Source organism: Leminorella grimontii, from assembly GCF_039789245.1.
Classification (GTDB): domain Bacteria; phylum Pseudomonadota; class Gammaproteobacteria; order Enterobacterales; family Enterobacteriaceae; genus Leminorella; species Leminorella grimontii.
The window spans coordinates 2,074,258-2,096,553 of record NZ_CP146357.1 but is presented as its reverse complement, the minus strand read 5'-3'; the positions used below and the strand labels follow the sequence as shown (position 1 = coordinate 2,096,553).

The following is a 22,296-nucleotide window of genomic DNA, read 5'->3' as shown; positions in this document are numbered from 1 at the left end:
CACGCAGGCTCAAGGCAGGATATCGAAAAAATGATTGATGAACTTAGTCAGGCCAGAGCGCCCAGAGTAGATGGCAGCGTAGTGCAAAAAGGCGCATCGAAAGGCTATGAGCTTATCTATCAGACCAGGAAATCAACGGCGATGCTGGTAGGGACGCAAAGCAGAGAAATTGAAACGCCGTCGCAGGGGAACATTCGCGTTGAAACAAGCATTCATACGTGGCCTTCGGCGGCGCCAGCAGTACAGGCGACCGGCCGCTATCACTATGCGCCGCCGCCCGTGCCTGAGTTTGAAAGCATGGCCTATGGACAAAAGGATATCGTTACCGTCGATGCTTCCCCACTTCAGATAAAAACGGAGACGCAAATATCTCCACCGGGCGCGCGTTCATCCCGCGTGAGCGGAATGATGCTGCCCAGAATGGGCGCTGCGGCGTCTTGGCAGGCCGTATCTCGCACCAAGAGCAAGAAGCCGCTGTCATCACCCGGTTATATCGAAACGGAAACGGTAATGTCGCCTGCGCCTCCCAAACGATATTCCATCATGGAGGGGAATAAATAGGATGAGAAACTGGCTTTTAGTATCGCTGATAGCGTCTTCCTGTTTGCCCCTTTGGTGCAACGCCGCGCCTTCGCAGGACGTGATGTCGCTGATTGACGAGCTGTCGTCGTCGAAACCGGCGGCTGGCGCCACCGGCAGTAGCGCCTATGCGCAAAAGGGCGCGCGGCCGGTTATTACGGATGACATGCTCTACAGAAAAGGCCGGGCGGCGGAGAGCAAAACTGCAGCGCCGCAGGCCGCGGCGCTTTCTCAGGAGAACGTTGAACGAGATATCTGTATTGACGGTACGGCGCAAAAAGGCGTGTTGAGCTTTTATGACGTCGTCGTTTTGGCCATGTGTAACAACCCGAAGGCGAAGGCAACGTGGCTGAATCTTCATTACTACCAAATTGAGAAAGATAAAAGCTATGCGGGCTATATGCCGACGGTAGATGGGCTTTCTACGTTCGGCCATCAGGAGACGAAAACGCACTATCCGCAGACAACGCTCGACAGCACAACGGAAAACTGGAAAAACACGCTGGAACTCAGCTGGCTGCTGTTTGACTTTGGGCAACGGGAGGCAGGGGTCGACAGGGCGAAAAGCGAACTTAGCGCGATGGAGTTTATGACGCAGTCGGACCTGCAGGACGTCGTGTTGGACGCGGCGCAAAAGTACTTTGCGGTAATCGCCGCTCAGGCGTATCTGGACGCCGCGCGCGACATTGAGCTTATCGCCTATAAAAGCCTACAGGTGACTCAGGGTAAGCGGGAGGCCGGCGTCGGCGTTTTGGCCGATGAACTGCAGGCGAAAAACGCCGCGCTGTCGTCAACCAACTACCGCATTCAGGCCGAAGGCGACGTGCGTAACGCCATGGGCGCGCTGGCGTCGATTATTGGTCTGGACATTACAAAAAACATCACCTTCCAAAAGGGGCTGACGGTTCCCTCCGAGCGTTCTTTGGCCGACATTCAGCGCTTAATTGATAAGGCGCTTAATCAGCATCCCTATCTGCTGTCCGTTAAAGAGCAGATCGCCGTCTCGGAGAAAGAGCTGGCTATCGCTCAGCGCGGATTTTTACCGTCAGTCTACCTGACGTCCCGATGGGGGGACAGCGAGGCGAAGTACGGCCCGACTTATAACACCGACGAGTTTTATATGGGCGTTAGCGTCAAGGTGCCCATTTTTAGCGGTTTCAGTCAGTACAACGCCGTCAGGAGCGCTCAAAACAAACTTGAACGGTCGAAAAACCAGTATGCCCAGTCGCGGCGCGATATCGCGCTTCAGGTTTGGCAGACCTATCAGAGTCTTTCAACGACTCAAAGTAACTTAAAGAACATGAGCGATTTAGTTGCGTCATCGCGACGCGCCTATGACATCGCACGTGGGCGTTATCAATCCGGCGTCGGAAGCATTTTGGAATTGCTAAACACGCAAAACGATCTGTCAGAGGCCGAAATGGATAACGTTAACAGCATGGTGGAGTGGCACCTGTCCAGACTTCGTCTGGCAGCAAGCCTGGGGCAGTTGGACGTAACGGCCGTTAAAGACAGTCCGCTTAACTAAGCGAAAACGGCCTTTGGCACTTTGGGGGAGAAAATATGAGAAAAAATCATAATTAGATCATGTGATACCACTGCTATTTTGTGGCCACTGAATACATAAGACGACTCGTCAGAGGCCGATAGAGATAACGTTAGCGGCATAGTGATGCGGCGCTTGTTTGGACGTCGTCCGGCGGCTGGTCTGAGGCAGTTAAACGTTTATGGCTGTTAAAGACAGTTCGCTTACTTAAGCGAAGCGGCTTTTGACACTATAGGGAGAGGAAGATGAGAAAAAATTATAATCAAATCATGTGCCACCACTGCTCCGAAAAGAGCGGCGTTCGGCGGCATGGCAGAGCGCGTTCGGGGCTGCAGCGTTACTATTGCTCCAACTGTAAACGCACGTTTCAGATAAACTACATCTATCAGGGGAACGAAGGAAAAATCCTTCAGCAGGTCGAGGCGCTGTATGAACAGGGAAAAAGCCGCAGCGAAATTTGCTCTAATCTGGGCGTTTCCCACACCGTGGTCGATCGCTATCTGTACCTGCTGCTTATAGAAGGGGACGCCTAAAACGCGCCGTTTGTCAGTAAGCGCATAGATAGCGCTGCTCCGTCTGAGTTACGCTTGTGGGTTATCTGGAATACTCATCCGGATACGCGGTAGATAAAAAGTAGGTTACAATGCCGCTCGCACAATTTCGATGAACTCAAGGCTAAGCCAGTAACCTATGCGACTTTCAGACAATCAGCTTGAACTACTCAGCCCGGCCCGCACTGTAGAAATTGCCCGAGAGGCGATTTTACACGGCGCAGACGCCGTTTACATCGGCGGGCCGGATTTTGGCGCGCGTCACAATGCGGGTAATTCGCTGAAAGACATTGCGGAGCTGGCGACGTTCGCTCACCGCTATTACGCCAAAGTATTCGTCACGCTGAACACCATCCTGCATGATGAAGAGCTGGAGCCCGCCAGGCGCCTGATTCATCAGCTTTATGACGCAGGGGTAGATGCGCTTATCGTGCAGGATATGGGCATCCTTGAGCTGGATATCCCGCCTATCGACCTCCACGCCAGCACCCAAACCGACATTCGTACGCTGGAAAAGGCCCGCTTTTTATCTCAGGTCGGCTTCTCCCAGCTGGTGCTTGCCAGGGAGCTGAGCCTGGAGCAAATCAGGCGCATTCGCCAAGAGGTTGATGCGTCATTGGAATTTTTCATTCACGGCGCGCTGTGCGTTGCGTTTTCAGGCCAGTGCTACATCTCTCACGCCCAGACAGGGCGCAGCGCCAACCGAGGCGACTGCTCTCAGGCGTGCCGGCTTCCCTACACGCTAAAAGACGAGCGGGGCGGCATTGTCGCTTACGATAAACACCTGCTGTCGATGAAGGACAACAATCAGTCTCTGAACCTGAATTCCCTTATCGATGCCGGCGTTCGTTCTTTCAAGATTGAAGGGCGCTACAAGGATCTCAGCTACGTCAAAAATATTACCGCCTACTATCGTCAACGGCTTGACGCCATTATGGCGCAGCGTTCGGATTTGACGGCGGCCTCGAGCGGCAGAACGCAGCATTACTTCGTGCCCAATCCGGATAAAACCTTTCACCGCGGTAGCACCGATTACTTCGTCAACGAGCGCAGGATAGATATCGGCGCCTTCGATTCGCCGAAGTTTATCGGCTTACCCGTAGGCGACGTGCTTAAAGCCAGTGAACAATATTTAGACGTCAGCTCAGAGGCGCCGATAAACAACGGCGACGGCCTCAACGTGTTGATTAAACGGGAAGTTGTCGGCTTTCGGGTCAATAAGGCCGAAAAGCTGGCGGACGGGCGCTACCGCCTTTATCCCAACGAAATGCCGCAGGCCTTGACCAAGCTTAGACCGCATCATCCCCTTAATCGAAACCTCGATCATCAGTGGCAACAGTCGCTGATGAAAAGCTCCAGCGAACGCAGAGTGGGGATTCGGCTACACTTAAAGAGCGGAGAACGTGGGCTGCTGCTGGAAGCCGTCAGCGAAGAAGGCATTTTAGTTACGGCGTCACTTGATGGCGCATATGAACCGGCGAATCAGCCTGAAAAAGCGCAGGCCTCTCTGAAGGAGGGGCTCAGCAAGCTGGGCCAGACGATGTATTACGCCGCAGAGGTCACGCTCGATCTGCCGACGGTGCCTTTTATCCCCAGCGCCCAGCTCAACCAGCTGCGCCGCGATGCGGTGGATAGGCTGACGGAAGCCCGACTGGCGAGCTATCAGCGCGGGAGCCGCAGGCCCGTAAGTTTGCCTTTGCCGACCTATCCGCAAACCCATTTAACTTTTTTAGCTAACGTCTACAACCATAAGGCCCGCGAGTTTTACCAGCGCCACGGCGTAGAGCTTATCGATGCCGCCTATGAGGCGCACGAAGAAAAGGGCGAGGTGCCGCTGATGATAACCAAGCACTGCCTGCGCTTTGCCTTTAACCTGTGTCCCAAGCAGGCAAAAGGCGTACAGGGTGTGAAAACCCGCGTAACGCCGATGCAGCTGGTGCAGGGCGAGGAAACGTTGACGTTAAAATTTGACTGTAAATCCTGTGAAATGCAGGTGTGGGGTAAGATAAAGTCCCATATCCTAAAATCGCCGCCGCCGGGAAGCGTTAAGGAAAATGCCGACGATTGAATGGGTGGATACAAAATAGCGACAAGTAAGACAATAAATAGGGGCTTTTCTCTATGTTTGGTTTTTCTATACCGCGTACGTTCATTGTTTCACTGTTTTTTCTTTTTTCGCTCAGCGCAATGGCGCAGGGGGCTTCAACGCCGGATGCCCCCGACTCTGATGCATCGGCCAACGTTAACGTCCAAAAGCAGTTCGATGCCGAATCCCTGGTCAAACTCCAACAGCATTTAAACGATATTAAGCAAGGGGTCTCCGTCGCCACGACGGATAAACAGCTAAGTGAGCTGTACGTTGAAACGCAGGAGCTGATTGGCAAGGCTGAGGACGGCGTTCAGCTCCTGCATCCCGCATTAGAGCAGGTAAATACCCAGCTTGACGTGGTGGGCGCGCCACCCGCCGCGGGCGCACCGGCCGAAGCGCCGGAAGTGGCCCGCCAGCGCCGTGAATTGACAGACACCAAAGCGCAAATGGTGAAGACGCAAGGCCAGCTTGAAACGCTAAAAGCCGATGCGACAAACCTGTCCAAACATATTGTTCAACTGCGCCGAAGCGCGCTGAAAACCCAGTTGGCCCTTAACTCCGGCAGCATCATGAACTGGCGCTTCTGGGCCGTGCTGTTTACGCCCCAGCAGGAAGATTTAAAAAAATTTAACGACTTCAACCAGCAGTGGGCAAACGTCTGGAATGAGGCATGGCAGCCGGGCGCCCGTTCCGGCACCGTTGTGCTGGGGCTGTTAGCGCTGGCCTTTTGGGCGTTTGGCCGTCGGCTGCTGGAGCGAGGGCTCGTCTGGCTCAGCATTCAGGCATTTCCCGATGGCCGCCTGCGGCGCAGCTTTTTAGCCTTGGGAACGGTAACGGTGACGGTGCTTACGCTCTGGGGCGGCGCGCGGTTGATCTATCAGATTTTTGAAGATCTGGATGCCTTCACGCCGATCGTTGAACAGTTTTCTAACGCGCTGCTCGGGTTGACGATATTTTCAGCATTAGTCGTCGGGCTGGGCAGGGCGCTGCTGTCCATCCGGCGCCCTTCATGGCGGCTTATTGCCATGCCAGATCCTATCGCCAATGCGCTGCAGTTCTATCCTCCAATGCTGGCCGCGCTGCTAATGGCCTTCGGCTCCGTAGAGCAGGTCAATACCGCCATTAACAGCAGCGTGCCAACCGCTATCTTCGGCAACGGCATTATTGCGCTGCTGATTGGGCTATTGATGTTTTCAGCGCTGTACCGCGTTCGCATCGTGAGGCGCTCGCTGCTGGAGGAAGATGCGGCGGCGGAGGTCAAAGGTACGATAGCCGGTTTGATCTACGTCTGCGTTACGCTGGTTTCCACGGTGGCTCTGCTGGCGCTGCTCATTGGCTATATTTCTCTGGCGCGCTTTTTAAGCTATGAGCTGGTGTGGGTCGGCATCGTTCTGTCGGTGCTTTATCTGGCGGTAAAGTTTGTCAACGACCTGTGCGAAAGCCTGTTCTCGCTTAATAACGCCAGCGGAAAGTGGATAAAACAGACGTTCAATTTGAATGAACGCTATCTGGATCAGGCCACCATCCTGTTTTCCGCCATCGGCAAGACGGTGCTGCTGCTGTTGGCGATCGTCGCCCTGTTCAACGGTACCTACGGCACGACGACGCCGATAACGCTGGTTGAAAAAATTGTTGAGATTTTAGGTAGCGACAGCCTGGGCAAAATCAACATCGTTCCGGCGAATCTCATTAATGCGGCCATCAGCCTGACGATCGGCATTTATATCCTGCGGACCGCCCGACGCTGGCTGAGCGCCAAGTTTCTTCCCAAAACGGCGATGGACGCAGGGATGCGCATGTCGCTGGTTACGCTGTTTAGCAACGTCGGCTACGTGCTGCTTATCCTGATTACGCTGTCGATTCTCGGCATCGAGTGGAACAAGCTGGCGTGGATCGTCAGCGCCCTGTCGGTGGGTATCGGTTTTGGCCTGCAGGAGATCGTAAAGAACTTTATTTCCGGCCTTATCCTGTTGACGGAGCGGCCGGTAAAGGTGGGCGATCTGGTCAGCATCAGCGGCGTTGAGGGGGACATTCGCCGCATTAACGTGCGCGCAACGGAGATTCAGCTCAGTGATAAATCGACGGTTATCGTACCCAACTCCCAGCTGATTTCTCAAAACGTCCGCAACGTGACGATGGGTAACGCACAGGGCGTCGCCACTATCGCATTGACCTTTCCGCTGGATATCGATCCGGAGCAGGTACGCGATATCCTGATTGAGGCCTACTCCTCCCATGAACTGATTTTTGACACGCCGGGGCCGTCGGTCACCTTTAGCCAGCTAACGCCTGACGGCATTACGCTAAGCGTTACGGGCTACGTCAGCAGCCCTCGTCTAGTGAGCCGCACCAAAAGCGATTTGCTGTATGAAATCTTAAAGCGCCTGCGTGCGGCGGGCGTTAAGCTGTCCAGCCCTCAGAGTTTGGTTCTTCAGCGGCATCCGCAGGATGATGTGGGGATTGAGCATAGAGGGGAAGAATAGAAAAGGGGGAAGCTCTCGCTTCCCCTGACGCCTATTTATCCTGCGCGGCCACGGCAACCGCCGTATTCACCGCGTCAGGAATGACGCTGCCGTGGTTTTTCCCCGGGAACAGGATAAAGCTTACGCTGGCGCCCTGTTGAGCCAGCGTTGCCGCCAGATCTCGCGCTTTTGTCACCTGCTGACGTTCGGCCTGCCTTTTGGCGCGTTCGGGGTCAACCGGCTGATTGACCTTGGCCGGATCGGGCTTCTCTTCGTACTCGCCGACGGTCATCGTGATGGACTTTGGATTAGCGGTTAACAGCGGGGAGCGTTTAGGAATAACGACGCCTTTTCCCCACCATAGCGAAGGGCTGGCCGCCACGTAGCGTTGGAAGCTTTGCGGGTGATTAAACAGAACGTACAACGTAAACAGCCCGCCGAACGAATGGCCCGCCAGCGTTTGGCGAGACGCGTCAACGGCGTACTTAGCCGTAATCGAAGGCTTCAGCTCTTGTTCAATAAACTGATAAAAAGCCTCTGACTGCCCCCCCTTGGCGAACGCTTCGCCTTCCGCCGGCGGCGTATAGTCGCGCGTGCGAAGCTCCGTATTGTAGCTGACGCCGGTCGGGTAGCCGATGGCGATAATTAGGGGGGCCGGGCCGTTTTCAGAACGATAGCCGTTAACCGCGACGGGAAACTGGCCGTTGCCGTCCAGCATGTATAAAACGGGGTAGCCGCTCGCTAGCGCAGGCGCCTTCGGCAAGGCGACGTAAATACGATATTCGTACCCTCGTGCGGAGGTCATGTCGTGCTGGCTGAGCGTAAAGTGTTGACGGGCGCTTTCTTCAATTGGAGGAATAACGGGCGAGGGCTTGGCGGATACGCCGGTGGAAAAGAGCAATGCGGCGGCGATGAGCGATTTATACATGGATAACATTTCCGAAGAGAAAATAGCGGTATCCGGTAGTGGATACCGCATGAGGGTTAGAACTTCAGATTGAGGCCGACCCAGAAGCGGCGGCCGTCTTCAACTATCCAGTTGCCGCCGTTGGTATCAATATCATCCCCGGTTTCGTCGGTGATATTGAGTACGGCCATGTTCAGCTGGGCGTTTTTGCTAATCTGATAAGAGCCGCCTACATCAGCGGTCGTAAAGGCGTCGCGATAGCGGGGGCCGGTATAGCCGTTGCGCTGCCCGGCCCACACCTGCTTGCCGGTGTAGGTGACGCGCGCGTAGGTTTCCAGCCTGTCGTTAACCTCCCAAGTCAGCTTGCCGTTGGCGCTGTGCTTCGGCGTTTGCGCCAGCGGTTCGCCTTTAAGCGACACGCCGCTGCTGAAAGACTCATCGTCGCTCGTACGCTTGGAGTCGAGATAGGTATAGTTTAAGTCCAGCTTCCACGCTGGAGCGAGAGGAATGCTGGTCGCCGCTTCTACGCCCTTGATATTGGCTTCGCCGACGTTGTCAAAAGTATAAAGATTCAGGCCGGTAATGGGATCTTTAGTGCCCGTACTGTAGCTGGTGAGCTTGTTTTTAAAGTCGGTGTTAAACAGCGTCAGCGCGGCGCTGAAGCCCGATTCGTGATCGTAGGCGATGCCTATTTCTTCGTTTACGCTGGTTTCCGGCTTCAGGTTAGGATCGCCGTAAATGATGCCCGCGCCGCCCTGGGTTGCCGTACCGTAGCTGGGGCTTATCTCGCGAAGCGTAGGGGCGCGGAACGCTTTAGCCACGCCGCCTTTCAGCGTAATTTCGTCCGTCAGGTGATAAACCAGGTAACCGCGAGGGTTCCAGTAGTCGCCGTAGGTCTCGTGGTCGTCAAGGCGAACGCCGCCGGTAAAGATTAGGTCGTCGGTTAACGAGATTTCATCTTCGACGAACAGGGACTGCTGGTAGGCCGAAATATTGGCGCCTTCCGTCTTTCCTTTGCCAATCGTCGAGCTGTCTTCCAGTTCGGAATACTGGTACTGACCGCCAATGGTCACCATGTTGCTCGGTAGAGGCAGTGTCATTTTGGCGTCGACCACCGTGTTGGTGATTTCAGGCCTTCGAGCGTCGTAGCCGCCGTTCCAGGCGCCAGTAGTGGCGTCTAGCTTATAGCTTTTGGTGATGCGCTTGGTTTTTTCCTGATAAACGCTGACGTCGGTAAAGCCAAAGTCCCAGCGGCCGTTATGGGTGATGCCCCAGTGGTTGCGCTCGTTGCTCAAATCGGTTTTTGCATTGGGCTGCTTTAAGCCGCCGCGAATGGTATAGGCATCGATAGATTTCCCCGGCGTTGACTCGCGCTTTTGTACGGTGCGGCCGGCTTCTAGCGTAATATCTTGAGATTCGGTCGGCGAAATGCTGAATTTGGTGGTGAAGTTTTTGTTATCGTTTTTGTTATAGCCGCCAATAATGTCGTCTTCAGGGCGGTAGTTAGCGTTGCCGTAGATTTGGAAGCCGAGCAGATTGTCCATCAGCGGGCCTGAAAGGTAGAAATTGCCACCGTAGAGGTTACCGGAATCGGCGTTTTCCTGAATGGTGGCGTCCATACCGACCGCGCCGACCCATTCGGTGCCGACTTTGCGGGTGATGATGTTGATAACGCCGCCCATAGCGTCAGAGCCGTACAGTGCGGACATTGGGCCGCGAATGACCTCGATGCGTTCAATCGCTTCCATCGGAGGAATAAAGCCGGCTTCAAAACCGCCGCTGCCGTTCGGGCGTGATTCACGGCTGTTCTGGCGCTTGCCGTCGACCAGGATCAGCGTGTAGTCGCCGGGTAAACCGCGAATAGAGATGTCCTGGGTGTTGGTTTCACTGCCGGTGATGCTGATGCCTTCAACGTCTTTAACGGCGTCAGCCAGATTATGGAACGGCTTTTTCTCTAAATCTTCACGCGTAACGACGGAGATGCTGGCGGGGGCGTTGCGAATAGACTGTTGGAAGCCGGACGCTGTTACGACCATCGTCTCATCACCATCGGCAGCAAAGACGGGGAGGGCGAAGCTGCCGATAATGGCCAACGTGAGGCGATTTAGCGAGTTGTTTTTCATTTATTATCCCTACTCAACGGTATGAAAACATCTGTGTGAATTTGTGTGGTTATGTAAAGAAATCGCAATGATAATAATTTCTATTTAGATTTGATCAAGCATTTTATTGAGAAATCTTTACAAATAAATTCGCCTCCGGCCGAAGCACGAAGGCGAGATGAGGGAAATAGACGGAACGTTTTAATCAGTTATCGCCATTGGCAGGGTAGAATCCCTGATAAAGCTGCTCTACCGCCAGCCCGACGCGGGGCCCCATGCCCAGAATAATCGCTCTGTCGATGGCGACGATGCGCTGATTTTTCCAGGCTGGCGTTTGCTGTACGCCGGGGATCTCGCCAAGCTTTGCCATTCCGCCGGCGACGCTCAGGCTCTGTTGTGTTACCACAATAACGTCTGGATTACTGCTGATAATGCCTTCACCGCTGTACTTTTTGTACTGAACGTGAGTGGCGACGTTAACGCCACCCGCCATTGCCATAATGCCGTCGGCAATGCTTTGCCTGCCAGCAACCTGAGGCTCGGCGTTGTCAATATTGAGTAAAAACAGCACGTTGGTTTTCTTGGCGTGCCTATCTACGTTCTCTTTGACCGTGATGAGCGTTTTCTCAATGTCGGCGATCAGCGCGTCACCCGCCGCCTGACGGTTAAGCACAGTGGCGACCTGGCGAATGTTATCGCTTAGCTGGGAAACGGTGGCCGGCGTACGGGGAAGCGCCACGACCTTAACGCCGAGCTTTGGCAGCTGGCTTAGCACGTACCCGGGCTCAGCGTCACTCCAGGTCAAAAACAGCGTTGGCTTTAGTGCGAGGATGCCCTCACTGCTGAGCTGCTTCCAATAGCCTATCTGCGGCAACGACTGGGTTTGCGGCGGATATGAGGTTGTCTGGTCCACTGCGATAACCTCATCGCCAGCGCCCAGCGCGTATACCACCTCGGTCAGCGAACCGCCCGCGATGACGACTCGCTCCTGAGCCTGCAGCCATAAGGGGGCGCTAAGCGCCGCCACTAGAGTAAGTAGTCGAATCATTCAGCGTCTCCTTAGAAGCTAAAACCAAAGCTGACGGCGGTATTAAAACCGGATGCCGGAATACTTTCGTGCGCCGTTTGGTAGCGCTTATCCGTCAGGTTATTCAGCGCCAGGTTGACCTGATACTGGTTTTCAGAGCCAAAGTAGCCGGTTAGCCCCAGGTTTGCCGTCGCCCAGCCCGGATAGTGGTACTCTTTGTCGGTCATTTTGTTATCTGCTTCGGACGCCGCGCGGATATAGAAATCAGCATCTAGGTCCATAAAGTCCAGGAACAGGCTTTTCTTCACGCCGAAACGGCCCGTCAGCATCGGCTCGCCGGTGTCATAGGTGCTTCGGTTTTCCATCTTCAGCTCGCGCTGCATCATGTTGCCGGTGATGTAAGGAACGACGGCCCAGCCGCTGTATTCCGCGTGAAGCTCCATGCCGTAGGTATAGGCCTTATCCGCGTTGGCGTAGTACTCATAGGCTGAACGGCTGCCGTTGCTGTTACCGTTACAGACCGCGCCGCCGCTGCAGGGCAGCGTCGTGATGTAGTTATCGGCTACGGAGTAGTAAACGGCGGTGTCAATGAACCACTGGTAGCCGTTATAACGAAGCCCGATTTCATAGTTATCGGAGGTTTCCGCCTTCAGGTTCGGGTTGCCGTAGAGTATGCCGCTGCCGCCTGCGGTCGATTCGATGAACAGGTGAGACAGAGTAGGGAATACGTAACCCTCGGCATAAGAGAAGCGCAGCTCGGTATTGGCGAAGCCGGAATAGCGCAGGCTGGTAGACGTTGTCAGCGTGTTGTCTCTGACGGTTTTTTCATTTTCCGTCGCATAGCTTGTTCCTTGGCTTGAATGAACGGTGCGGCTGTGCCCGCTAAGAACTTTCGACTCCAGCCAGTACTGGCGAGCGCCCAGCGTCCAGGTCCAGTCTTCTGCTATTTGCAGCTCGTTTTGAGCAAAGAGCGCCCAGTTAGACTGCTCCCAAGCGTTATCAGAGTCCTTCTGCCGCTGGTAGTTAGTTGCCGGGGGAAAGCCGGTTGACGTGGAGGACGCCACTTGGCTTAAAGAATCTTGCGTGACATTGTCACGTTGATACTGTGCGCCAAAGATAAGCGTGTCGTTGTTAAACGGCGTCAGGTCGGCTTGGAACGTTATCCCGTCCGTCTTCTGTTTATCATTAATATTGCTTTTCGTTGCAACGTTCAGGTCACCGATCATTGGGCTGCCCGTCGCCGTGCTGACTTCCACATGATTGCGGAACTGGCGCTCGGTTTCCTGGTGATAGCCGTCCAGGTGGAGATTTTTCAGTACGTCGCCGTCGAGCCGGTAGTCATAGAACAGGCCAATCTTTTCGCGCGTCAGCTTGGGGATTTTTACGCTAAAGGCTTGATAACCCGGTTCGTCGAAGTAGGTTTGAGTATCCAGCTTGTAGCGATCGAGAGAAAGCCCGACCTTGTGTTTACCCAGCGTATAGCCCAGCCATGCTCCTTGGCTTTGATTGTCGAAGCCGGTATTGGGCAGGCGGCCGTCCGGCGTATCGCGATCGCCATAGTCGGCATAGCTGGCGTTCAGACGATAGTCGAATCCCCCGACCGAGCCGTAAACGGCGGCCGACTCCGCCCAGCCGTCGGTTGCGCCGTCATAAACGACGTTGACCTTACCGCCGATCGGCTTATCACCGCCTTTTTTGGTGATAAAGTTGATAACGCCGCCAATGGCCTGTGAGCCGTAAAGCACTGAATGGGGCCCTTTAACGACTTCGATACGTTCGAGCGCAGAGCTGTCAATCAGCAGGCCGGGGCCAGAAGTGTGGCCGGAGCGTTGGTAAGTGACCTCTTGACCGTCGATAAGCAGCAGCACTCTTGATGGCGCTTCACCGCGGATGCGGATTTGTTTTCTACCCGCAAGCGCATTGTCATAGATCTCTACGCCGGGAACGTCGCGCAGGGCTTCGGCCACGGAATCGCCGGTAAGCTTGTCCAGCGCCTGACGGTCAATGACCTGAATGGACACCGGGCTTTCCCACAGCGGTTTTTCCGTACGGCTGGCGCTGACCACCATCGTCTCATCTTCTTTTTCTTTGTCCGATCCAGATATCGCTTCGGCACTAGCGTTGGAAATCATTAGCAGAGGAAGAAGGGTGGTTAAGAAAGTTTTCCTTGTCTTTATCGTCGCTTTCATATTTTTCCTCTGTTTTTTAATGAGAATGATTATCGTTAGCTTTTATAAAGAAAGAAAAGATGAGTTTCGAGTACTAATTTACCGATATTTGATCGCAGTCATAAAAATCAAAATTATTTTTTTGGAGTAAATATAAAAAATATCAATGAGTTAAATAATTAACCCTGGTTTGTTTTTGCAAATGATTAACATTTACATTTAATAAAAAAACATAATGAAATGAAAACAAACATAAAAAATACATCTTTATGTCCAGAGGAATTTGTTAAAAAAAAGAAAATTTTTATAAACGGCTAAACGGGGAGATCAAAAAATACCCCGTATTAGTGAGAAAAATTTCATTTGATAAACGATTATTATTATCATTTAATGCGGTGAATTTAGCTTAAAACGTCAGAACAAATCAGAGATCCAAAGATGGCTATTGATTTAACGCCTTACTATGCTCAGCCCGGCCCTTTGCCTTTTCCCGATCGTCATGCAACGATGCCGTGGCGCAACAGCGTGCCGCTTGCGCCGGAAGAAATAAATGACGCCTGGCTTTCGCTTATTCAAACGACGGTGCCTGCGCGTAAGCGCCTGCTGTATCTTCACATTCCATTTTGCGCCACCCACTGCACCTTTTGCGGCTTTTATCAGAACAAGTTTCATGAAGATAGCGCGCAGCGCTACGTTGACTATCTGCTCAAAGAGATTTCTCTGGAAGCGGGCAGCCGCCTGCATCAGTCCGCGCCGATCCATGCCGTTTATTTTGGCGGCGGAACGCCGACGTCTCTTTCAGCCGATGGGCTGTTTCGCATTATTGAGCGGCTAAAGTCGAGCCTTCCGCTGGCGCCGGACTGCGAAATTACGGTTGAAGGGCGGATCCTCAATTTTAACGACGAGCGCATTGACGCCTGTCTGGCTGCAGGGGCAAACCGTTTTTCTATCGGCATTCAGACCTTTGATTCCCATATTCGCCAGCGTATGGCCAGAACCTCGGATAAAGAGCAGTCCATCGCGTTTTTGCAAAACCTGTGCAAGCGGGACAAGGCCGCCGTGGTGTGCGATCTGATTTTCGGCCTCCCAGGGCAGACAACGGAAACCTGGCGTGAAGATATCGCCATCGTTAGAGATATAGGCCTAGACGGCGTCGACCTGTACGCGCTAAACCTGCTGCCGACAACGCCGCTGGCCAAAGCGGCGGAAAACCAGCGCGTCACGCTGCCGGACGTCTCCGCTCGCCGCGATTTTTATCTTCAGGGCGCCGACATTTTAGACCAGTACGGATGGCGCCAGTTGAGCAACAGCCACTGGGCGAGGACGACCCGCGAACGCAATCTCTACAACCTGCTGATTAAACAGGGCGCCGACTGCCTGGCCATGGGATCGGGCGCCGGGGGCAACCTGAACGGGCAGGCCTATATGATGGAGCGCCGTCTGGAAAGCTACTATCAAACCCTTGATGCAGGCCGCAAGCCGATAATGATGATGACTCAGCCAGCGGGAAGCGCTTCTCGCTGGCGGCACGAGCTGCAGGCGGGCATCGAGGTGGGAAGAATTGACCTGCCCGCACTCACGCCGCGAGCTGGGGAGCTGACGCCGCTGGTATCTCAGTGGCGTCAGGCCGGGCTCGTGCGCGATGACGATCTCTGCGTTCGGCTGACGGACGAAGGGCGGTTTTGGGCCAGTAACCTGCTAGGCTCTTTGCAGCAGCTGGTTATGCAGCTTAACGCCTAAGGCTATCGCCTTATCCCCGATCTATACCGCTGTCCACTGACGGCATAGATATCAAGAAGATAAAACCATAACGTGATTAGAAAGGACATTCCCATGAGTGAAGTAAGCCTGAATGAAACCGGCCTGAGTGAATTTATGAAGACCAATCCAGACGGCACGCTGGAGGACATAGCGCGTCAATACCAGACGTCGCTGCTGGACGTGGTAGACGCCTTACCCTCGCGCACGCTGGTCGGCGGCGAAAAGTTTGACGCCGTATGGGATGAGCTGACCACCTGGGGGCCGTTAACCACGCTGGTTCACAATCATGACGTCATTTTGGAGTTTCACGGCGAGCTGCCTTCCGGCTTCCATCGCCACGGCTATTTTAACCTGCGCGGAAAGAACGGTCTGAGTGGGCACATCAAGGCGGAAAACGTCCGGCATATTGCGCTTATCGAGCGTCCGTTTATGGGCATGGCGACCGCTTCTATCGTATTTTTCAATGAGCAAAAGCAGGCGATGTTCAAGGTTTTCCTTGGTCGCGACAGCCACCGCCAGCTTCTGCCCGAGCAGGTTGAGGCCTTCCGGCGCCTGGGCGCGGACTTAGCGAGCGGCGCTAAATGAGCGCGTGGTTAATCTTTGGGGCGGCGAAGGGAACCGGCGCTCACGTACTTGAATACGCATTGGCGCACCAACGGCAGGTTTTTGCTTTGCTGCGTAGAGAAGAGGATGCAGCGCGCCTGCGCGAGCGGGGCGTTATCGCTCTGGTTGGCGATGCGACGGATGCCGCCGCGGTCGAGCGAATTTGTACGATGGCGGGAGCGGATTGCACTATCGTTTCTACGATGGGCGGCAGCCATGACTATCTGGCGCACCGTACCGTTATCGACGCCGCCGAAAAAGCGGGCATAAAGGATATGGTGATGGTGACGTCGCTCGGCTGCGGCGACAGTTGGCCAACGCTGTCCGATCGCGCCAAGGCGGCGTTTGGGCAAGCGGTTAGAGAGAAGTCGCTGGCGGAGGTGTGGCTACAGACCAGCGGGCTTAACTACGGCATTCTTCGTCCTGGCGGCCTTTTAAACGGCGAAGCGACGGGAAAAGCGCAGTGCTATCAGCATCAGGAAGTGCATGGGTTCGTCAACCGCAGCGACGTGGCGTTAACCATTGCCAATCTCATCGGTAGCGGTCTGAGCGGACAGGTTTATAGCCTGATCGAGCCAGGGCTGGCACCGGTTCGATAATCCTGTTGCAGAGGCATCGCAATTGAAAAGCAGTTTGAAAAGCTATCGCTATGCAAAAACGGTACTGTGGGGGCTGTTGGCGCTATTGCTGGTACTCACCCTGTCGGCGGCGAACCTCGGTGCGCTAAAGCTGTCGTTCGCCACGCTTTGGCACGCGTCTGCGGACGACGTCGTCTGGGATATCTGGTTAAACATTCGCCTGCCCAGAGTGCTGCTGGCCGCCGTGGTGGGCTGCGCTCTGGCGACGTCCGGCGCGGTCATGCAGGGGCTGTTCCGCAATCCGCTGGCGGATCCGGGACTGCTCGGCCTCAGCAGCGGAGCGGCGATGTTTGTCGGCCTGGCCATCGTTTTTCCCTATGCGCTTGGCCTTTATGGCCATATGGTTGCCGCATTCCTTGGTAGTTTAGCCGTCAGCATAATTATCTTTTTGCTGAGCCGCAGCAGCCACGGAACGATGTCCCGCCTGCTGCTGGCCGGTATCGCCATTAACGCGCTGTGCGGCTCTGCGGTTGGGATATTAAGCTACGTAGGCGACGATCAGCAGCTTCGCCAGCTGTCCGTTTGGATGATGGGCAGCCTGGGGCAGGCGCAGTGGTCTACGCTGGCTATCGCCGCGTCGGTTATTGTTCCCGTCACGCTGTTGACGCTGCTGTCCGCCAGCCGCCTGAACCTGCTGCAGCTTGGCGATGAAGAGGCGCACTATCTCGGCGTCAACGTTCACCAAATCAAAATCAGGCTGCTGGTGTTAAGCGCGCTGCTGGTCGGCGTTTGCGTTGCCGTTAGCGGCATCATCGGCTTTATCGGGCTGGTTATTCCACACCTGATCCGCATGCGCATCGGCGCCGATCACCGCTGGCTTCTGCCCGGCGCGGCGCTGGGGGGCGCGTGTCTGCTTTTACTGGCCGATACGATTGCGAGAACGGCGGCCGCGCCGTCCGAGATGCCCGTTGGGCTGATTACCAGCCTTATCGGAGGCCCTTATTTCCTGTGGCTTATTGTTAAACCTAAAGGAGGCACCCATGCTGGAGGCTGAGGGCGTTTACTATCAGGCCGGGCGACTTTGCCTGACGCAGGACGTCAGCCTGAAGCTCAATCCCGGCGAGCTGGTTACGATTATCGGGCCAAACGGCGCGGGTAAATCAACGCTTCTTCGTCTGTTGACCGGCTATTTGAGGCCGTCTCAGGGAGAGTGTCGCCTGATGGGGAAGCGGCTGTCGGAATGGTGTCCTCACGCGCTGGCGCGCACACGCGCAGTGATGCGCCAGCATTCCGGGCTGGCCTTTCCCTTTAGCGTCAGAGACGTCGTGACGATGGGGCGCTTTCCCTACGGCAAGGCGCGCCAGCATGAGGCTATTGAGCAAGTGATGGCGCGAACGGAGTGCATGCCTTTGGCCAATCGCGACTATCGACAGCTGTCCGGCGGGGAGCAGCAGCGGGTTCAGCTGGCCCGCGTGCTGGTTCAGCTGTGGCAACCTGAGCCTGAAGCCAAATGGCTGTTTCTCGATGAGCCTACGTCGGCGCTCGACCTTTATCACCAGCAGCAGACCCTGAGGCTGCTTAAACAGCTAACGCAGGAGCTGAATTTCAACGTTTGCTGCGTACTGCACGATCTCAACCTGGCGGCGCTTTACGCTGACCGCGTCGTGCTGTTGCATCAGGGAAAACTGGTGGCGCAGGGGACGCCGGAGCAGGTTATGCAAGCTGAATCGCTGACCCGATGGTATCAGGCTGATTTGGGCATTCAGCGCCACCCTGAAACGCAGCAGCCGCAAATTTATCTACGTCAGTGACAATGTCACTAAATGTTCTTGGGCGGCGGCAAAAGTCGCTTAGCTCAAGGCGACCTTTATACCCAACCCAATCAACACGACGCCAAGGACCTTATCTACAGAGCGCTGCACCTTTGCCAGCCCGCGCCGAACGGGAGCGCTTTGAATAAGAACGACCAGCAGAGGCCACCAAATGGCCGCGAGGATCCAGATGATAAAGGCGTACCACAGCTTTTCTCCCGTACTGGAGTCCAGGCTCAGCACCTGAGTAAAAACCGAAAGGAAAAACAGCGTGGCCTTTGGATTAAGCAGATTGCACAGGTATCCCTGAATAAACGCGTTCTTGTAGGTTGTTTGCTGCCGTTCGACCTGCGATACGTCCATCTTTCCCGCGCCTTTAGCCAACAGCGCCTGTATGCCAATCCAGATGAGATAGCCCGCTCCGGCGTACTTTAACAGGTTAAACAGCCAGGGCGTGGTCGTTATCACCACCGCCAGGCCCGCGACGCAGTAGGCCATGTGGGTCGCTACCGCAACGATTATCCCAAGCGCGGTCACCATAGCCACCGAGCGGCGATAGCGCGCGGCGTTCTTTATCACCAAGAAGAAATCAGGCCCGGGGGACAGCATGCCGAGGGTTGCGATGGTGGCGACAAAAAGCGAGGTTTCTAACATAGCGGCTCCGGGAAAGCGTAAACGCACAATTGTCCATAATGTCAGAGCATTGGGCTGAAAAACAAGGGGGAAAAGCAGCCAAGGGAACGTAGCTCACTTCAGGGGCGATAGCGATGCGGTTTTAAAACGTCTCTTTGAACAGCGGCGAAAGCCGCTTGCCCCGGATTATTTAGGAAATTTGAACGCAAAGTCGGCGATAAACTGTTCTCCGGCTTGTGCAATAGCCTGCGACAGCGCGCGATAATATGTCTCTAACCCATAGCTTTCAATCTGATGGATATGCTGACGTATAGGCGCACAAAACAGCTCGGCGTTACCGGCCTCGACTCGCTTATTGTTTGGCGGCAATTCCCCGGTAATTGACTTAAACCAGGTACGCACGGAGCCTTTTAGCGCGTTCGGCACCTTCGCGACGTTTTCACTATTAGTCAATACCTGCAGCGTAGGGAACTGGTCAGCGTTTACCGCGGTTTTCAGACGGTTAAAAAACTGAGCGAAGATTTCAAACGACTGTAAGTCTGCAACTTTTGGCTTTGTGGTTATTCCGTTCTTATTTCCTGACCTGTTCGTCGACGGGGCAGGTTTTTCTCGTGACGACGGGTCGTTTAACTGAAGGTCGAACAGCAGATTGCAGTGCTCGCGGCGCTTCTTGACGTCCTGGAACATTTCCAGAAATGTCGTGATAAATTCAGGCGTGATAAGGTCATGCAGTTCATGATTAATTAACCATTGGCCCCGAGCGAATTGGTTAGGCGTTTGAAACCAGGCGGGTATCGGATCGGCAAATTTCTTTGGCTTGCCGCTGCCGTCGAACTCCACAAATTCCGCACCGTCGTTGAAGGCAAATCGGCAGTTCTTGAAGGTTTTAATAGGATTACCGAACGTCATCGCATCTTTAACAAACTTTGCGACCTCATGAGACATCACGAAGGCTGACTGCCTGTCGGCATCTCGTAAGACATAGTTAAGATCTTCTACTGACTTCACACCCGGCTCAAGGTCGGAGAATTCAAGAAAAATGTGAAACATTTCGGCGACTTCCTGTTGGTATTCTATCTTTTATAGATTATCACAGACTCCCTAAACACACCATTAACCGCCCGGATGAAAACGTTTATCAACGGTATGACGTACAGTGAAGTCATACCAATGCGGTGTGATACGGATGCGTTTTCCAAAGACTTATTATCTTAGTAGTCTTTGATATGTCAATTAATTGCCGATGGCTATTAAACGATATGAATGTAGATGCGAACGCATTTGTTTGAAGGGATAGTTAGAAAAGCCAGCGGTAAGCTGGCTCCGTTGTCGTTGTCGCACGTCAGGCTAAACGGCGCGGTTCATTGTTTCAGATAACCAATAAACCTGTTGAACGCTGACAGCGCCGCTTTGCCTTTACGGTAGTAAATCACTGAATACTGCGCTTCGGTATAAACGGTGGCGGTAGGCTCGCGTTCCGCAATCTGCGCGCGCTTGCCGTTGATATAGGCTTCATCTTCTGAAACCAGCCTGAATTCTAATCCATAGCCTTTGAATATTTTAACCCGTTCTGCCTTTTGCTGTTTCTGCTGCTGACTATCAGGACGCTGAGCCCGATCGCGTATTTCCATTGCAGAACAGCCAAAAGTGACGAAAGCCAGCAGGGCGATGGTGACTATCTTACGCATGTCGTAGGTTTCCTTCGTTGCCTAAATTGTACGGTTAAAAAGACATATGCCAGCCGACGTTAGCGCCAGCGGCGTCGCCATCCCATGAGACGCTTACCGTCGCAGCGGAGCGGTACGTGGTTCGAAACTGTGCGCCGCCCGCAACGGAGCTTGCGCCATCGTATTCACCCACGGCTACGGCTAATCCGCTGTTATTGGCGTCATAGTGCAGCCCCGCAATAGCCTGCGCCATTGCCCCGACCTTCTTTATTTTCTGGCGATTCTGGTCAATGTCCCTATGGTTTTGGTCTATTTGCTGGCCGTCTTGCTCAATGGCTGCGGCATTGTGTGAGATAGCGGAGCTATTGTGGTTAATATTGCCGCTGTTCGTGTCTACCTGAGCCACTGTCGCTGTATCAACGGTATAGCTGTGAATCGTTCTGATCGTCGTTATGCCGTCTTTACCGTCCCGGCCATCTTTGCCGTCAACGCCGTTTTTAGGCGGTATTGCCTGTGCGATCGGCTGAGGCGTTCTTTGCGCCGGCGTCAGGTTTGTCTGCATGATTGGCGTTGGGGGAGTGGCGTTGCCGTATGTTATGACGGGAGCCTTGGTCAGTTGCTGAGTGATTGTTGGCGCTTTGGGTTGTGGCGGAGGGGTTATAGCAACCGGCGGTGGTGCAAAAATGACGTCCATATTTTGAATACGCGTCACCTCATTGCCTGCATATACCCATGCATAAGCCTTGTGATAGTCACTCCGGTCGGCATTAAACGCGTTATAAGCATCGTTTGCCTTGGTTCGGGCTGCTTGCAGCAGTGCGTCATACTGGTCAATAGTCATTGTAACCGGAGTGGCTACAGCAGAGGCGGCGAACAGGGCTGTTAGAGCGGTCAAGTTACGTATGTGCATCTAAATACTTCCTACATAAGTTTTAATCAGTTTAATAACGCATGATTTATGACTGGCTAAAAGTCTTTTATAAGTCTATTGTTGATATGAGGTTATAGACTAATGATAGAATGTGTAAAGTCTTTTTATTTGGTTTTTTATTAGGTTTAAATATGACTTTGAATGTGTTGTGATTTTAATTTTTGCTTCTGAATTTAATTATTAAATCAATTAAAAATAAACTAATAGTCAGCTATTTATATTTGAACAAGATTCAATAGAAAGAGCGCGGAAGAGAAACCGTTGTGGGGGTATTGCGTTGGGGGATAGGGAACTTATTGCGTAAGAAATGAGAAAACGGGGGAGGCGCGAAAGCCTCCCGCACGGTATGGTTATTTATTAACCTTAATAACGCGCTTCACGTCCAGCTCAATCGAATTCCAGTCCTTATCGATTTCGCCCTGTAGCTCGACCAGATCGTCAGGCGTCACAACCTGACCCTGCCAGCGCTTATCGTCAATGTCTACGTTCATCGTGCCGGTTTCATCACGAAACAGGTATAGCTCTTTGCCGATTTGCTGAACGATGTTTCCGCGTAGAGTGACCCAGGCGTCGTCGCTCATCTTAAGGGCCTTGTCTACCGTTGTCGCAGAGGCTTTTGGGCCGGAGAAACCGCCCGCCGGCGCGGTTTGTGCCGTGCTTGAATTCGGGCCGTTGAACCCACCGGTTGACTGAGCCAGCAGCGGCGTGCTGATTAACGCGGTGACTAACGCCAGCATGGTTAATTTTTTCATTAACATCCTCCTCTTTTAAATGTGATTTCCTCTATTGACCAGGCTATTTAACACGCTTTTTCTTAACCAGATCTTAAGGCGAAAAAATAAAAAAATAGTGGGGATCTTGGGTGGATATCCCTCTTTTTA

General features: G+C 53.8%; 19 protein-coding genes. 10 read left to right on the top strand and 9 right to left on the bottom strand.

Going from position 1 to position 22,296, the window contains the following annotated elements; genetic code table 11:
- The first annotated feature begins 30 nt into the window (after nucleotides 1-30).
- The 5 genes from V8L73_RS09835 to V8L73_RS09815 all read left to right on the top strand — a co-directional run bounded on the left by V8L73_RS09835 (nucleotide 31) and on the right by V8L73_RS09815 (nucleotide 7,248).
- Complete coding sequence (locus tag V8L73_RS09835; RefSeq protein WP_347254753.1) at nucleotides 31-561, top strand: hypothetical protein; 531 nt, start codon at nucleotides 31-33, stop codon at nucleotides 559-561.
- Nucleotide 562: 1 nt separating this feature from the next.
- Nucleotides 563-2,107, top strand: a complete 1,545-nt coding sequence (locus V8L73_RS09830; protein ID WP_027273143.1) for a TolC family protein — start codon at nucleotides 563-565, stop codon at nucleotides 2,105-2,107.
- A gap of 263 nt (nucleotides 2,108-2,370) precedes the next feature.
- Nucleotides 2,371-2,658 carry an IS1/IS1595 family N-terminal zinc-binding domain-containing protein gene (locus tag V8L73_RS09825; protein ID WP_036023075.1) on the top strand — a complete coding sequence of 96 codons (288 nt, stop codon included), beginning with the start codon at nucleotides 2,371-2,373 and terminating at the stop codon, nucleotides 2,656-2,658.
- Nucleotides 2,659-2,815: 157 nt separating this feature from the next.
- The gene (locus V8L73_RS09820) at nucleotides 2,816-4,744 is read left to right on the top strand and encodes a U32 family peptidase (protein WP_347254752.1); all 1,929 of its coding nucleotides are present in this window, start codon (nucleotides 2,816-2,818) and stop codon (nucleotides 4,742-4,744) included.
- A gap of 53 nt (nucleotides 4,745-4,797) precedes the next feature.
- The gene (locus V8L73_RS09815) at nucleotides 4,798-7,248 is read left to right on the top strand and encodes a DUF3772 domain-containing protein (protein WP_347254751.1); all 2,451 of its coding nucleotides are present in this window, start codon (nucleotides 4,798-4,800) and stop codon (nucleotides 7,246-7,248) included.
- A 31-nt stretch (nucleotides 7,249-7,279) separates the two neighbouring features.
- Here V8L73_RS09815 and V8L73_RS09810 read toward each other — a convergent pair whose 3' ends face one another.
- The 4 genes from V8L73_RS09810 to V8L73_RS09795 form a co-directional block, all read right to left on the bottom strand.
- Nucleotides 7,280-8,155 carry an alpha/beta hydrolase gene (locus tag V8L73_RS09810; protein ID WP_347254750.1) on the bottom strand — a complete coding sequence of 292 codons (876 nt, stop codon included), beginning with the start codon at nucleotides 8,153-8,155 and terminating at the stop codon, nucleotides 7,280-7,282.
- Between the two features lie 56 nt (nucleotides 8,156-8,211).
- The gene (locus V8L73_RS09805) at nucleotides 8,212-10,257 is read right to left on the bottom strand and encodes a TonB-dependent receptor domain-containing protein (RefSeq protein ID WP_347254749.1); all 2,046 of its coding nucleotides are present in this window, start codon (nucleotides 10,255-10,257) and stop codon (nucleotides 8,212-8,214) included.
- Between the two features lie 184 nt (nucleotides 10,258-10,441).
- Nucleotides 10,442-11,284 carry a heme/hemin ABC transporter substrate-binding protein gene (locus V8L73_RS09800; RefSeq protein ID WP_347254748.1) on the bottom strand — a complete coding sequence of 281 codons (843 nt, stop codon included), beginning with the start codon at nucleotides 11,282-11,284 and terminating at the stop codon, nucleotides 10,442-10,444.
- Between the two features lie 11 nt (nucleotides 11,285-11,295).
- The gene (locus tag V8L73_RS09795; protein ID WP_347254747.1) at nucleotides 11,296-13,452 is read right to left on the bottom strand and encodes a TonB-dependent receptor; all 2,157 of its coding nucleotides are present in this window, start codon (nucleotides 13,450-13,452) and stop codon (nucleotides 11,296-11,298) included.
- A gap of 417 nt (nucleotides 13,453-13,869) precedes the next feature.
- Here V8L73_RS09795 and hutW point away from each other — a divergent pair, with 417 nt between their 5' ends.
- The 5 genes from hutW to V8L73_RS09770 all read left to right on the top strand — a co-directional run bounded on the left by hutW (nucleotide 13,870) and on the right by V8L73_RS09770 (nucleotide 18,184).
- Nucleotides 13,870-15,171 carry a heme anaerobic degradation radical SAM methyltransferase ChuW/HutW gene (gene hutW / locus V8L73_RS09790; protein WP_347254746.1) on the top strand — a complete coding sequence of 434 codons (1,302 nt, stop codon included), beginning with the start codon at nucleotides 13,870-13,872 and terminating at the stop codon, nucleotides 15,169-15,171.
- Nucleotides 15,172-15,264: 93 nt separating this feature from the next.
- The gene (hutX, locus tag V8L73_RS09785) at nucleotides 15,265-15,777 is read left to right on the top strand and encodes a heme utilization cystosolic carrier protein HutX (RefSeq protein WP_422655616.1); all 513 of its coding nucleotides are present in this window, start codon (nucleotides 15,265-15,267) and stop codon (nucleotides 15,775-15,777) included.
- The gene (locus V8L73_RS09780) at nucleotides 15,774-16,394 is read left to right on the top strand and encodes an NAD(P)H-binding protein (RefSeq protein WP_261830929.1); all 621 of its coding nucleotides are present in this window, start codon (nucleotides 15,774-15,776) and stop codon (nucleotides 16,392-16,394) included. The genes hutX and V8L73_RS09780 overlap by 4 nt, the downstream gene beginning before the upstream one ends.
- 34 nt (nucleotides 16,395-16,428) lie before the next feature.
- On the top strand, nucleotides 16,429-17,427 hold the full coding sequence (locus V8L73_RS09775) for a FecCD family ABC transporter permease (RefSeq protein WP_051155566.1): 999 nt from the start codon (nucleotides 16,429-16,431) through the stop codon (nucleotides 17,425-17,427).
- Nucleotides 17,414-18,184 (top strand): heme ABC transporter ATP-binding protein, encoded by a 771-nt coding sequence (locus V8L73_RS09770; protein WP_036023077.1) that lies wholly within the window; start codon nucleotides 17,414-17,416, stop codon nucleotides 18,182-18,184. Before V8L73_RS09775 ends, V8L73_RS09770 begins: the two co-directional genes overlap by 14 nt.
- A gap of 39 nt (nucleotides 18,185-18,223) precedes the next feature.
- On the opposite strand, the gene V8L73_RS09765 is transcribed toward V8L73_RS09770, so the two are convergent.
- The 5 genes from V8L73_RS09765 to V8L73_RS09745 all read right to left on the bottom strand — a co-directional run bounded on the left by V8L73_RS09765 (nucleotide 18,224) and on the right by V8L73_RS09745 (nucleotide 22,167).
- Nucleotides 18,224-18,838 carry a LysE family translocator gene (locus V8L73_RS09765; RefSeq protein WP_027273153.1) on the bottom strand — a complete coding sequence of 205 codons (615 nt, stop codon included), beginning with the start codon at nucleotides 18,836-18,838 and terminating at the stop codon, nucleotides 18,224-18,226.
- Nucleotides 18,839-19,003: 165 nt separating this feature from the next.
- Nucleotides 19,004-19,867, bottom strand: coding sequence for a hypothetical protein (locus tag V8L73_RS09760; RefSeq protein ID WP_027273154.1), 864 nt, complete (start codon nucleotides 19,865-19,867; stop codon nucleotides 19,004-19,006).
- 311 nt (nucleotides 19,868-20,178) lie between these two features.
- The gene (locus V8L73_RS09755; protein ID WP_347254744.1) at nucleotides 20,179-20,505 is read right to left on the bottom strand and encodes a hypothetical protein; all 327 of its coding nucleotides are present in this window, start codon (nucleotides 20,503-20,505) and stop codon (nucleotides 20,179-20,181) included.
- A gap of 34 nt (nucleotides 20,506-20,539) precedes the next feature.
- Nucleotides 20,540-21,394: a YadA C-terminal domain-containing protein gene (locus tag V8L73_RS09750; protein WP_347254743.1), complete on the bottom strand. Its 855-nt coding sequence runs from the start codon at nucleotides 21,392-21,394 to the stop codon at nucleotides 20,540-20,542.
- A gap of 371 nt (nucleotides 21,395-21,765) precedes the next feature.
- Nucleotides 21,766-22,167 (bottom strand): YgiW/YdeI family stress tolerance OB fold protein, encoded by a 402-nt coding sequence (locus V8L73_RS09745; RefSeq protein WP_027273155.1) that lies wholly within the window; start codon nucleotides 22,165-22,167, stop codon nucleotides 21,766-21,768.
- Nucleotides 22,168-22,296 lie beyond the last annotated feature (129 nt).